The organism is Micromonospora pallida, assembly GCF_900090325.1.
GTDB lineage: Bacteria > Actinomycetota > Actinomycetes > Mycobacteriales > Micromonosporaceae > Micromonospora > Micromonospora pallida.
The window spans coordinates 1,588,748-1,600,964 of record NZ_FMHW01000002.1 but is presented as its reverse complement, the minus strand read 5'-3'; the positions used below and the strand labels follow the sequence as shown (position 1 = coordinate 1,600,964).

Genomic DNA, 12,217 nt, shown 5'->3' with positions numbered 1-12,217 from the left:
AAGATCAAGCCGATGGCAGGCCAGGGGCAAGCAGGACCATGGCCAGGAATGCCAGCGAAATAGCGGCACTGACAAGGCCGAGGGTGAGCGCCAGCACACCCTTCGAGTGATCCATCTTGTTGCGCGCCACAACACCCCCGAGGATGGCTGCGGCAACGCCGAGGATGCCCCCCAGTCCGCCACAGAGCGACAGGGGAAGCGACACCACACCCAGCACGACAGCGGTGAGGGCCAAGGGGCTCTTGTCGGCAGCCGCGTGGCGTACCGCCGGAGCAGATTGCGGCATCCAGTGGAATTGGCGAGGGAGATCCCGCAACGGACCGACCAGATTCCCCACGGTCACAGCGGAATGCACTGCGAGGCTTCGCTGGTCGAACTCACTCAGCGTCAGGTAACCATCAGCAAGGGCTTTCGACAGCAACTCGAGGACAGCCGCCCGCTGATCGTTACCAACTCTCTCATGAAGATTCATATGATCCGCCCGAGGTGTCGTGGTCCGATTCTTCCCACGATGGCACCCGTGCGCCATACCCGTCGAGCCGCTCCAGCACGGCCCGGCACGGGGTCAGGGCCAGTCGAACCGCAGCGGCTGCCCCACGAAGTGCCCGTACGGTCCGAACGCCTCCTCGATCCGGGCCCGCTCCGCACCGTCGAGGTCGACCAGCGGCGCCACCCGTACCACGGTCTGTTTCCGCCCGACCGTCCGCTTCCAGGTGGCCACCACGCGGCCGGAGCGGACCACCGTCGACTGGAACACCCCATTGCCGCCGGGGATGATCGCCGACAGGTGCTCCCGGTCGACCATCAGCGACCGGTCCTTGAAGCCGAGCAGGTACTCGTCGAAGCCGGGCAGGATCCGCAGGTCGTCGATTGGCGCAAGAGGGCCGGCGTCGCGCAGTTCGGGCGTCATGACCATCTCGACACCGTCGACCCGGACGGTGGTCAGGGCCGCACCGGCCGCCGCGATGCCGCGCCGGGCGTCGGCAGCGGTCAGCCCGGTCCAGCCGGCGAAGTCCTGCCGGGTGGTGGGGCCGTGGCTGCGGAAGTAGCGCAGCGCGATGGTGGCCAGCGCCTCCTCGCGCTCTGGGCGGTGCGGGTCGGGCACCCACTCGTCGAGCAGTACGAAGGTCTGTTCCTTGCCGACGTGCGGGGCGATGCAGAGCACGCCACGCTGGCTGGCGTACCAGAGCAGGTGGTAGAGGAGTTGCCCGGTGCAGTCGACGCCACCCTCGGTGAGCGCCTGCCGGCACTCGTCCCGGGTGAACCGGCGGCCGCCGGCCAGCGCCGCACCGAGCACCTCGGTGGCCCGGTCGGCGGTCTGCTCGCTCAGCCCCAGGATCTCCCGGCGGCGCGCCGCGCCGGCCAATGCCCGCTCGCCCAGCACGGCCAGCATCCAGTGCGCGTCCCGGGACGGCACCAGGTGCACCGTCCCGCGCATCGGCCAGGTGCGCAGCGCCTCCCGCCGTTCCAGCGCCTCCTGCACGTCGGCGACGGTGGAGCCGGGCAGCCGCGCGCCGAGTGACCAGAGGCCGCTGGCCATGTCCTGGGCCTGCATCGCCCCGAACCACTCGACCACCCCGGCGACGTCGCCCGGCGGGGACCCGGCCCCGGGCCGCAACAACAGGCTGGCCATGCGCCAGGCGAGCGCGTCCCGCGTGCTGAACTCCACCCTGCGTCTCCCCCCACACATGTCCGGACCTGGCCTTCCATGTGTACCGCAAGGGTCCGACACCCGAGTAGATCTTGATGTCCACCGGTCCGCCCGTGGTCTTCGGGTGGTCATCCGCCGGCCATCTCGGTTCGTACCAATGAGTGGTGATCTTCTGCTACCTCTGAAGGGACCCTCGCATGCCCCATCTTGATCGGCGCGCCTTCCTCGGGCTGACGGGCGCGGCCGGCGTGGGCGTCACCGCCGCTATCGCCGGCTTCTCGTCGGCACCGGCGTGGGCCGACCCCAGCTTCGCCGACTACCCGTTCACCCTCGGTGTCGCCTCCGGCGACCCGCAGCCCGACGGGGTGGTGCTGTGGACCCGGCTCGCGCCGGACCCGCTCGCCGTCGACGGGCTGGGCGGCATGCCGCCCAAGGTCGTCCCGGTAAACTGGCAGGTGGCCGAGGACGAGCACTTCCGGGTGGTGGTCCGCGCCGGCGCGGAGCAGGCCACGCCGGAACTCGGCCACTCCGTGCACGCGGAGGTCACCGGCCTGCGCCCGGACCGCGAGTACTACTACCGGTTCCGGGTGGGCAACCAGCTCAGCCCGGTCGGCCGGACCCGCACCGCGCCGGCGTACGACGCGGACCGGCGCCAGCTCGCCTTCGCCTTCGTGTCCTGCCAGAACCTGCCGACCGGGCACTTCACCCCGTACCGGCACCTGGCGGAGGAGAATCTCGACCTGGTGCTGCACCTCGGCGACTACATCTACGAGGGGCCGTCGGCCGGCTCGATCGGGCGCGCGCACCTGCCCGCCACCGAGATCTTCTCGCTGAGCGACTACCGGATCCGGCACGCGCAGTACAAGACCGACCCGGACCTGCAACTGGCGCACGCCCGCTTCCCCTGGGCGGTCACCTGGGACGACCACGAGGTGGAGAACAACTACGCCGACGGGACCTCCGAGGACCCGGCGCAGTCCCCGGAGAGCTTCGCGCAGCGCCGGGCGGTCGCGTACCAGGTGTACTACGAGCACATGCCGCTGCGCCGGATGAGCATCCCGCGCGGGCCGGACATGCGGCTGTACCGCCGGCTGCGCTACGGCAATCTCGCCGACTTCAACATCCTCGACGGCCGGCAGTACCGGTCCGACCAGGTCCCGACCGGCATGGACGACCCGTCCCGGACGATGCTCGGCACGGACCAGGAGCAGTGGCTGCTCGACGGCCTGTCCACCTCGACGGCCCGCTGGAAGGTGCTCGGCAACCAGACGGTGATCACGCACGCCGACCGGGACCCGGGCCCCGGCCAGCAGCTGCCGAACGACAACTGGAACGGCTACCCGGCGGCGCGGCAGCGGCTCTTCGACGGCGTGGTCGACCGCGGCGTCGAGAACATGGTCGTGGTCACCGGTGACGCGCACTGCAGCATGGTGTCGGACCTGAAGCAGAACTTCGACGACCAGTCCTCGCGCACCGTCGGGGTCGAGTTCCTCGGCACCTCGATCACCTCCGGCGGCAACGGGTCGGACCTGGACGCGCGCGGCCGGGAGTGGCTGGCCAGCAACCCGCACATGAAGTTCTACAACGCCCGGCGCGGGTATGTCCGCTGCCAGCTCGACCACCAGCAGTTCCGGACCGAGTACCGGGTCGTGCCGTACGTCACCGAGCCCGGCGCCCCGGTGTCCACCCGGGCCGCGTTCGTGGTCGAGGCCGGCCAGCCGGGGGTGCGGACGGACACCGTCTGACCGTACGGACGCACGGTGCGGTCAGGTCGCCGCAGCCCACAGCCGGGGACTCGAACCCCCGGCCAGGCCGTGGGCACGACCCGGCCGCACCGTGCGGTACCGACGCCGCCGGGCCTTTCCGCGTAGCCGTGACCCGTGGGAAAGCGTCTAACGGCCGGGCGTGGACAGGTCCGGACGTTCGGCGGCCAGGCAGGCCAGTGCCTGCGCCCGGTGGTCGAAGACGAGGAAGACCGACTCCAGCCGCATCGTGTGCAGCACGGTGAGGACGAACCGGGACGGTGCCACCAGGCAGAACGACCGGCCCTGTTGCCGGGCCTCCCGATGGGCGCGGACCAGCAGGCCGAGTCCGGTGGAGTCGAGCATCCCGACCCGGCACAGGTCGAGCACGACGTCCCGGTCCCCGGAGAGCGCGGCGGCGAGCGCCTCCCGCAGGACGTCCACCACCAGCGCGTCGATGTCGCCGCCGGGGGTCAGCACGACCGCCTCCGGCAGCTCCTCGACGTCCACCTGCCAGCCGCCCGGCCCGGTCGCTGCGTCCACGGGTCCGCCGACCTCGGGGGGTGCGGCGACCAGGGACGCTACGACGCAGCCGGCGCAGCGGTGCGACCCGACCGCGAAGGGCGAGCCCTCCCAGCCTTGTTCGACCAGTACGGTCCAGACCACCTCGGGCTCGGCCAGGACGGCGGGCACCGCCTCGACGGAGTCCCCGCACCGGTCGCAGATCAGGTTGACGGTGCCGGAACGCAATCCGGGTACGACAGTCATCGGACCGACCTCACCGGGGGCGGACGGGGGCGGTGGCGCGGGCCCGGGGCGGAGTAGCGGTGGACGCCGGGGCGCCGGTCTCACCGGCGCTGGTCGTCGGGGCAGCGGTGGACGCGGAAGTGGCGGTCTCGCCCGACGGCCCGGACACGACGTGGAAGACCTGGTCGACCCGGGCCACCTGGAGCAGCCGCCGGATCCGGGGCGCCGGGGAACGCAGCGTGAGCAACCCGCCCAGTCGCCACATCCGCCGGTGGGTGTCGAGCAGCAGGCCGATGCCGGCCGCGTCGACGTGGGGGCACGCCGACATGTCGATCACCAGTCGGGCCGGTCGCCGGGCGAGTACCGCGTCGACCACCGGGCCGAGTCTGCGTACCCCGGCCAGGTCCAGCGGGTCGGTCACGGTGATCTCCGCCTGGTCCGTCCCGGGGACGCCCTCCGCGCCCCGCCCGTTGCTGTCCACCGCACCTCCCGATGCCCGTCGCGGGTGAGCCTGAGCACAGCCTTGCCGTGAGGTTTGACGGTCCTTCCCCGAACATGTGACGGATCGTTAACGATTCCCACGGATGGATCCGGGGGGTTTCCCTCTCGGGTCGGGCCCGGGATTCCCAGCTCGGACAGCATTTGATCCACCGTCGCGGAAGGAGGCGATCAGATGTCTGACGTCGTCAGCGCTGGCACGGCGGCGTTCAGCCGTGGCGAGGATCGTCCTCGCGGCGTTTCGGTCGCGGCATGCGGTGTGTCCGCATGCCGTGCACTCGAAGATGCGTACGCCCAGTCCGAGACGGTGGTTGGCTCTCTCACCGCACGCGGAGCAGGTCATCGTGGTGTAGGCGGGTGGCACCAGCACCACCTTCCGGCCCGCCCGCGTACCACGCTCGACAAGTTCTCGTTTGCAGGCGCCGATCGCCGCGTCGGCTGCTTTGCGGGCCATGCGGGTTTTGCTGAGGAATCTCGGTGTGAAGTCCTCGACGGCGATCAGCGCGTGGTGGTGGGTGACCTTTTTCGCCCAGACGCGGGCGTCGTGGGTGTTCTGCCGTGCCGCTTTCTTCGTGATCCGGGCGGCCTGCCGTTTCGCGTCGAGGTAGCCCTGGGAAAAGGCGTGGCCCTTCGGCCGGTGGCGGCGCGCCATCCGGCGCTGGACTTTGGCCAGTTCGGCGGCGCACCGCTTGCGGTGCCCGAGGTGCGGCAGGTCGAACACCGGGATCGTGGTGGTGGCGGTGGTCTTCACGCCCCAGTCCACGCCGATACCGGGCAGGTCCGCGTCAGGCGTTACGGCCAGGTGCCGACGCACGACGAACGACGCGTACCAGTGGCCGAGGCTGTCACGGTAGACGCGCACGCTTGTCGGGTCCGAGGGCAGGTCACGAGACCAGACGACCGGGACGGTGACCCTACCGGGCAGGCACAACCGGCCATCCTTAAGCCGGAAACCACGGGTGGTGTACTCCAGGCTCGGCAGGGCGTCCTTCTTACGTTTGACCTTCGGACGGCCCCGGCCCTTGACCGTGAACGAGTGCTTCAACGCGGTCGCGTACGTACGCAACGTCTGCTGCTGGGCGACCTGCGAACCGTCACGCAGCCAGGCGTTACGGCCACGGGCCTCGGTCAGCAGCTTCGACAGCTTCCCGAACGTCGGCCTGCGGCCGGCACGCTGCTGGTGAACGGCCTCATTCCACAACCACCGACACCGGCCCCACTCGGCCAGCAGTGCGCCCTCAGCCTGACGGCCGGGCCGCAGACGGTAGGTGTAACGCACCGTCTCCGACACAACGGACACCATACGACACAAGGCTGCATAGCCCCGGCATGGGTGAGGTCAGATCACACAACAACATCGTGTACCGCTGCCACACGATGCCCGACCACGTGCACCTGCTCATGGTCGTCGACCCCCAGTACGGCATCCACCGCCTGGTCAAACAGATCAAGGGCCGCTCGTCGCGACTGCTCCGCCACGAATTCCCGCACCTCAAATCCCGCATACCGACCCTGTGGACAAACTCCTACTTCGTCGCCGGCGGCGCGACCCTGGAAGAAGCCAAAACGTACGTCGACAACCAACGCAACGCCTGACCAGACACCCATCCACCTTCACGGCGGATGGGCTACCCCTGGCCCGCTCCGCAGGGTTCCGTTTCCTCCCCACGGCTAAAGCCGGGGATTTCCACGGAAGGCACGTGATGACAAACCCGGTTCCCGTCCGGTACGCCCCGTCGCCCGGTTGCGGCCGACCGGGGCGGACGGGCGATGATGGGCCGCATGACGGGAGTGCTGGTGATCGAGGACGACGACCGGATCCGGCTGTCCCTGGTGCTGGCGCTGGAGGACGAGGGGTACGCCGCACGTGGGGCCGCCACCGCGGAGGAGGGGCTGCGCACGCAACGCACCGAGCCGGCCGACACGGTGCTGGTGGACCTGATGCTGCCCGGGGTGGACGGCTTCGAGTGCATCCGGGAGATCCGCCGCTCCGACGACGTACCCATCGTGGTGGTCAGCGCCCGGGACGACACCCACGACATCGTCGCCGCGTTGGAGGCCGGCGCGGACGACTACCTGGTCAAGCCGGTCGCCATCAAGGAGCTGACCGCCCGGCTGCGGGCCCTGCGGCGACGGGCCCGCGCCGCCGTCGGGGCCGCCGCGACCATCCCCAGGCTCGTCTTCGGCGACCTGGAGGTCCTGCCCGACGGTGGTGAGGTCCGGGTCGACGGGGCGCCGGTGGCGGTCACCCGCACCGAGTTCCGGCTGCTCTGCGAGCTGGCCCAGCACGCCGGCCGGGTGCTGTCGCGACAGCAGCTGCTCGATCGGGTGTGGGGGTACACGGTCGGCGACGAGCGCCTGGTCGACGTGCACGTGGGCCGGCTGCGGCAGAAGATCGAGCGGGACACCACCGCACCCCGGCACCTGGTCACCGTCCGCGGGCTCGGCTACAAGCTGCAACCGTGATACGGGCGGGACTGCGTACCCGGGTGGCCGCCGGCTTCGCCGCCGGCGCGCTGGCCCTCTCCACCGCCATCGCGGTGGCCTCCTACCAGTTCACCCGGAGTTCGTTGCTGGCCGAACGGGAACGCACCGCGGTGCGGGCAGCCTACTTCGACGCGGCGATCGTGCAGGCCGGGCTGGCCGGCGACCGGCCGGACATCATCGAGGTGCTGCGCTCGCTGGACACCGGCGGCGACCGTCGGGCGGTGCTGCGCCGCGACGGCGTCTGGTACGCCCGCAACGTCGACGCCGGGGTCACCACCGGCATCCCGGCGCGGATGCAACGGCTGGTCGCCGACGGCACCCCAGCGGTGCAGCGGATCCGCGCCGACGGGCAACCGGCCGTGGTGGTCGGGGTGCCGCTCTCCCCCACCACCACCTTCTACGAGGTCGACTCCCTCCAGGAACTGGAGGAAACCCTGCGGACGGTGGCGCTCGTGCTCACCGCCGTCGCGGTCACCACGACCGTGGCCGGGGCCGGAATCGGCTGGCGGATGACCCGGAGCGTGCTGCGACCGCTGCGCTCGGTCAGCGACGCGGCGGAGGAGATCACCGCCGGAGACCTGACCGCCCGGCTGGACCCGGCGACCGAGCCGGACCTGGCCCGGCTCACCACGTCCTTCAACCACATGGTCGACCAGTTGTCCCGGCGGCTGGAGCGGGACCGCCGGTTCGCCGCCGACGTCAGCCACGAACTGCGGTCGCCGTTGCAGACGCTCTCCGCCGCGGCGAGCGTCCTGCAGCGGCGGCGGGACCACCTCGACGACCGGACGCGGACCGCGACCGACCTGATCACCGACGAGATCGCCCGGTTCCAGGCGCTCGTCAACGACCTGCTCGAACTGGCCCGCAGCGACCAGCCAGCCGAGCGGACGCCGGTCCCCGTCGGTGACCTCGCCCGGCAGGTGTGCCGGGGACGGGGACTGCCCGAGACCCTGGTGCGCGTCACCGGGCCGGGCACCTGGCGGGTCGACCGGCGGCGGGTCGAGCAACTGCTCGGCAACCTGCTGGACAACGCGGTACGCCACGGCGGTGGCCCCTGCGCCGTCCGGCTCGTCTCGGGTGCCGGGGTGTACCGGGTCGAGGTCGACGACGAGGGGCCGGGCATCGACCCGCAGGACCGTACGGTGGTCTTCGACCGGTTCGTCCGGGGGCGCGGGGCCAATGCCCGGGGTGGCGGCGACGGCACCGGCCTGGGGTTGGCCCTGGTGGCGCAGCACGCCGCCGCGCACGGCGGGCGCGCGTACGTGGTGGACCGGCCGGGCGGTGGTGCCCGTTTCCGGGTCGAACTGCGGGAGGCCCGGTGCTGAACGCCGACGCGCGGCGGGCGGGCCAACGAACTGACCAGGTGGGCCGGTGGAGGCGGCGACTCCGGTGGCCGACCCTGGTGGTGGCCGGGGTACTCGCCCTGGCCGGCTGCGGGGTCTCCGCCGAGCGGGTGCCCCGCGAGGTGACGCCGCCGCAGGGACCGTTTCCGGTGGGGTCCCCGGCCCCGGTGACCACCGAGAGCGGCACCGTGCTCCAACGGCTCTGCTACGTCCGGGACGACACGCTGGTGGTGGTCAACCGCCGGGGCCGCATCCCACCGACCGCCCGGGAGCAGATCAAGCTGCTGTTGGACGGGCCGGTCAAAACCGAACGGGACGACGGCTTGACCAGCACCCTGACCGGGGTGAACGTGGTCACCGACGTGCGGGTGACCGGCGGCGAGGCCACGGTGGCCGTCGGCGAGCGGCTGGACGGCACCGGACGCAACGACGAGGTGCTCGCCGTCGGGCAGATCGTCTGTACGCTGACCAGCCGCGACGACGTGGACCGGGTCACCTTCGTGCAGGGCGGTCAGCGGCTCGGGGTGCCCCGGGCGGACGGGTCGCTCTCCACCGGCCCGCTGACCGCCGACGACTACACGGCCATGATCTCGCCACGCTGACCGGGGCGGGTTCGGTCGCCAGCCACGCTGACCGGGGGCGGGGTGGGTCGCCGGCCACCCCGCCCGTACGGTCGTCGCTACAGGGTCCGGGCGAGCCGGTCGGCGAGGATCCGGGTGAACCGGGCCGGGTCGCTCAGCTCCCCACCCTCGGCGAGCAGTGCCATGCCGTGCAGCAGTTCGGCCGTCTCGGTCAGCACCTCCTTGTCGCCGTCCTGCTCGTACGCCGTACGCAGCCCGGTGACGAGCGGGTGGGTCGGGTTCAGTTCGAGGATCCGCTTGACCGACGGGACGTCCTGCCCCATCGCCCGGTACATCTTCTCCAGGGTCGGGGTCATGTCGTACGCGTCGCCCACGATGCACGCCGGGGAGGTGGTCAGCCGGGACGAGAGCCGGACCTCCTTCACCTGCTCGGAGAGCTGCTCGCCCAGCCAGGTCAGCAACGACTCGAAGTCCTTGCGCTGCTGCTCCCGCTCCGGCTCGGCGGTCTTCTTCTCCTCCTCGGTGTCCAGGTCGACCTGGCCCTTGGCGATCGAGCGCAGCGGCCGGCCGTCGAACTCGCCGACCCGCTCGATCCAGACCTCGTCCACCGGGTCGGTGAGGACCAGCACCTCGTAGCCCTTGGCGCGGAACGCCTCCATGTGCGGCGAGTTCTCGATCATGGCCCGGGACTCGCCGGTCATGTAGTAGATGTCGGCCTGGCCGTCCTTCATCCGCTCGACGTACTGCGCCAGGGTGGTCAGCTCGGTCTCGTCCCGGGTCGAGGCGAGCGAGGTGATCTCGAGCAGGGTGTCCCGGTTCTCGGTGTCGTCGATCAGCCCCTCCTTGACCGCGCGACCGAACTCGGTCCAGAAGGTGCGGTAGCGGTCGGGGTGCTCGGTCATCATGGTCCGGACCGTGGACAGCACCTTCTTGACCAGGCGGCGACGGACCGCCCGGATCTGCCGGTCCTGCTGGAGGATCTCCCGGGAGATGTTCAGCGACAGGTCGTGCGCGTCCACCACGCCCTTGACGAAGCGCAGGTAGTCCGGCATCAGCGCCTCGCAGTCGTCCATGATGAAGACGCGCTTGACGTAGAGCTGGACACCGCGCCGCCCCTCCCGGGCGAACAGGTCGAACGGCGCGTGGGACGGGAGGAACAGCAGCGCCTCGTACTCGAAGGTGCCCTCGCCCCGCATGTGGATGATCTCCAGCGGGTCCGCCCAGTCGTGGCTGACGTGCTTGTAGAACTCCTGGTACTCGGCCTCGTCGACCTCGCTGCGGGGCCGCGCCCAGAGCGCCTTCATCGAGTTCAGGGTCTGGACCTCGGTGGTCGCCTCCCCCTCGGCATCGGTGCGCTCCACCGCCATCCGGATCGGCCAGGCGATGAAGTCGGAGTACCGCTTGACGATCTCGCGGATCTTCCAGTCGGCGGTGTAGTCGAAGAGGTTGTCCTCGCTGTCCTCCGGCTTGAGGTGCACGGTGACCGAGGTGCCCTGCGGGACGTCGTCGACCGCCTCGATGGTGTAGGTGCCCTCACCGGTGGACTCCCACCGGGTGCCACCGGCCTCGCCGGCCCGGCGGCTGACCAGCTCCACCCGGTCGGCGACCATGAACGTGGCGTAGAAGCCCACCCCGAACTGGCCGATGAGGTCCTGCGAGGCAGAGGCGTCCTGCGACTCCCGCAGCTTCCGCAGCAGCTCGGCGGTGCCGGACTTGGCGATCGTGCCGATCAGCGTGACCACGTCGTCGCGGGACATGCCGATGCCGTTGTCCCGGACGGTCAGCGTCCGCTGCTCCTTGTCTACCTCGATGGCGACGTGCAGGTCGGAGGTGTCGACGTCGAGCTCCTTGTCGACCATCGACTCCAGCCGCAGCTTGTCCAGCGCGTCGGACGCGTTCGAGACGAGCTCCCGCAGGAAGACGTCCTTGTTCGAGTAGATCGAGTGGACCATCAGCTGGAGAAGCTGACGTGCCTCGGCCTGGAACTCGCGCGTCTCGACCCCGTTGCTCACGGGCGACTCCTTTCCGTCACGGGTGTACCGCCGGACAGGATACGAGCCGACCGGCCGAACCTCCCGCAGGGGCGGCCGTCACGCCGTGCTCGCTGGCCCCGCACGCCAGGTTAGGAGTGGTTGGACCTGGTCGTCACGAAGATCGTGGTGTCGGCGGGGGCTGTTACGGTGCCGTCGCCGCAGATCCCGGACCGGAGGTTGGCGTGACCATCAGTTCCCATGTGACGACCTTCGACGGTCTGCCGATCGTCCGCTTCGATGCTGCGGCGGAGCCGCCCGCCGACCCGTCGACGGTGGCCTGGCGGGTCCAGGCGACCGAGTACGACTCGCCGTCGGAGGAACTCGTCGGGACGATGGAGTCGCTGCTGGCCTATGTGCCGGCCGAGTCGATCCGGGCGTTGGTGATCGGCCAGTGGGGAAGCGCCTACGACACGCCGGCCCCGGTCGACCTGCTGGTCTCGCTCGCGCCCCGACTGACCGGGCTGCGGGCCCTCTTCCTGGGCGAGATGACCTTCGAGGAGTGCGAGATCTCCTGGATCCGGCACGGGGACGTCACCGGGCTGCTCGAGGCGTACCCGGCGTTGGAGGTGCTGCGGGTGCGCGGCGCGGACGGCCTGCGACTGCGCCCGGTGCGGCACGAGGCCCTGCGCGAGCTGGCGTTCGAGTCCGGTGGTCTGCCGGCCGAGCTGGTCCGGGCCGTCGCCGCGTGCGACCTGCCGGCGCTGACCCACCTGGAGCTGTGGCTCGGTGTGGACGAGTACGGCGGTGACGCCACCGTGGCCGACCTCGCCCCGGTGCTGGCCGGCGAGCGGCTGCCCGCTCTACGGCACCTGGCGCTCTGCAACGCCGAGATCGCCGACGAGGTCGCCGCCGCCGTCGCCACCGCGCCGGTCGTGGCCCGGCTGGCGGTGCTCGACCTCTCCCGGGGCACGATGACCGACGCCGGGCTCGACGCGCTGCTCGCCGGGCAGCCGTTGACCCACCTGCACCGGCTCGACCTCTACCACCACTACCTCTCCGAGGAGGCCGCCCGGCGGGCCGTCGCGCGGCTCGCCGGGGTGCGGCTCGCCGGGGTGCGGGTGGACGTCTCCGACCCGCAGGAGCCCGACGAGGACGACGGCGAGGTGTACCGCTACACCGCCGTCGGGGAGTAGCA

12 protein-coding genes are annotated in these 12,217 nt (G+C 71.0%); 6 read left to right on the top strand and 6 right to left on the bottom strand.

Translation table 11 applies throughout. From position 1 onward, the window contains the following. Positions 1-4 precede the first annotated feature (4 nt). Positions 5-472 (bottom strand): DUF1707 SHOCT-like domain-containing protein, encoded by a 468-nt coding sequence (locus GA0074692_RS07045; RefSeq protein ID WP_176738337.1) that lies wholly within the window; start codon positions 470-472, stop codon positions 5-7. Positions 473-565: 93 nt separating this feature from the next. Further along, the gene (locus GA0074692_RS07040; RefSeq protein WP_425413325.1) at positions 566-1,669 is read right to left on the bottom strand and encodes a winged helix DNA-binding domain-containing protein; all 1,104 of its coding nucleotides are present in this window, start codon (positions 1,667-1,669) and stop codon (positions 566-568) included. Positions 1,670-1,848: 179 nt separating this feature from the next. Between GA0074692_RS07040 and GA0074692_RS07035 the strand changes: the two genes are divergently transcribed. After that, on the top strand, positions 1,849-3,396 hold the full coding sequence (locus GA0074692_RS07035; RefSeq protein WP_091640582.1) for an alkaline phosphatase D family protein: 1,548 nt from the start codon (positions 1,849-1,851) through the stop codon (positions 3,394-3,396). A gap of 147 nt (positions 3,397-3,543) precedes the next feature. Here the strand turns inward: GA0074692_RS07035 and GA0074692_RS07030 are convergent, their stop codons facing one another. The 3 genes from GA0074692_RS07030 to GA0074692_RS07020 all read right to left on the bottom strand — a co-directional run bounded on the left by GA0074692_RS07030 (position 3,544) and on the right by GA0074692_RS07020 (position 5,929). Further along, the gene (locus GA0074692_RS07030) at positions 3,544-4,161 is read right to left on the bottom strand and encodes an STAS domain-containing protein (protein WP_091640580.1); all 618 of its coding nucleotides are present in this window, start codon (positions 4,159-4,161) and stop codon (positions 3,544-3,546) included. A gap of 10 nt (positions 4,162-4,171) precedes the next feature. After that, complete coding sequence (locus tag GA0074692_RS36425; protein ID WP_091640578.1) at positions 4,172-4,621, bottom strand: STAS domain-containing protein; 450 nt, start codon at positions 4,619-4,621, stop codon at positions 4,172-4,174. Between the two features lie 87 nt (positions 4,622-4,708). Beyond that, the gene (locus GA0074692_RS07020; protein WP_218106584.1) at positions 4,709-5,929 is read right to left on the bottom strand and encodes an RNA-guided endonuclease InsQ/TnpB family protein; all 1,221 of its coding nucleotides are present in this window, start codon (positions 5,927-5,929) and stop codon (positions 4,709-4,711) included. Between the two features lie 38 nt (positions 5,930-5,967). Between GA0074692_RS07020 and tnpA the strand changes: the two genes are divergently transcribed. From tnpA to GA0074692_RS07000, 4 genes are all read left to right on the top strand, one after another. Further along, positions 5,968-6,234, top strand: a complete 267-nt coding sequence (gene tnpA, locus GA0074692_RS07015; protein ID WP_091640572.1) for an IS200/IS605 family transposase — start codon at positions 5,968-5,970, stop codon at positions 6,232-6,234. Positions 6,235-6,420: 186 nt separating this feature from the next. Then, positions 6,421-7,104: a response regulator transcription factor gene (locus GA0074692_RS07010; RefSeq protein ID WP_091652845.1), complete on the top strand. Its 684-nt coding sequence runs from the start codon at positions 6,421-6,423 to the stop codon at positions 7,102-7,104. After that, the gene (locus GA0074692_RS07005) at positions 7,101-8,450 is read left to right on the top strand and encodes a sensor histidine kinase (RefSeq protein WP_091640570.1); all 1,350 of its coding nucleotides are present in this window, start codon (positions 7,101-7,103) and stop codon (positions 8,448-8,450) included. Before GA0074692_RS07010 ends, GA0074692_RS07005 begins: the two co-directional genes overlap by 4 nt. Positions 8,451-8,524: 74 nt before the next feature. After that, the gene (locus tag GA0074692_RS07000) at positions 8,525-9,070 is read left to right on the top strand and encodes a GerMN domain-containing protein (RefSeq protein ID WP_091652841.1); all 546 of its coding nucleotides are present in this window, start codon (positions 8,525-8,527) and stop codon (positions 9,068-9,070) included. Positions 9,071-9,147: 77 nt separating this feature from the next. Here the strand turns inward: GA0074692_RS07000 and htpG are convergent, their stop codons facing one another. Continuing rightward, entirely contained in the window at positions 9,148-11,001 is a 1,854-nt protein-coding gene (gene htpG, locus GA0074692_RS06995) for a molecular chaperone HtpG (protein ID WP_245730624.1), read from the bottom strand. A gap of 263 nt (positions 11,002-11,264) precedes the next feature. Here htpG and GA0074692_RS06990 point away from each other — a divergent pair, with 263 nt between their 5' ends. Next, entirely contained in the window at positions 11,265-12,215 is a 951-nt protein-coding gene (locus tag GA0074692_RS06990) for an STM4015 family protein (RefSeq protein ID WP_091640564.1), read from the top strand. Positions 12,216-12,217: the final 2 nt, after the last annotated feature.

Bases quoted from the DNA above. Each gene is read 5' to 3' on its own strand.
- GA0074692_RS07035 (WP_091640582.1), top strand. From the start codon at position 1,849: ATGCCCCATCTTGATCGGCGCGCCTTCCTCGGGCTGACGGGCGCGGCC.
- GA0074692_RS07030 (WP_091640580.1), bottom strand. From the start codon at position 4,161: ATGACTGTCGTACCCGGATTGCGTTCCGGCACCGTCAACCTGATCTGC.
- GA0074692_RS07010 (WP_091652845.1), top strand. From the start codon at position 6,421: ATGACGGGAGTGCTGGTGATCGAGGACGACGACCGGATCCGGCTGTCC.
- tnpA (WP_091640572.1), top strand. From the start codon at position 5,968: ATGGGTGAGGTCAGATCACACAACAACATCGTGTACCGCTGCCACACG.
- htpG (WP_245730624.1), bottom strand. From the start codon at position 11,001: ATGGTCCACTCGATCTACTCGAACAAGGACGTCTTCCTGCGGGAGCTC.
- GA0074692_RS07045 (WP_176738337.1), bottom strand. From the start codon at position 472: ATGAATCTTCATGAGAGAGTTGGTAACGATCAGCGGGCGGCTGTCCTC.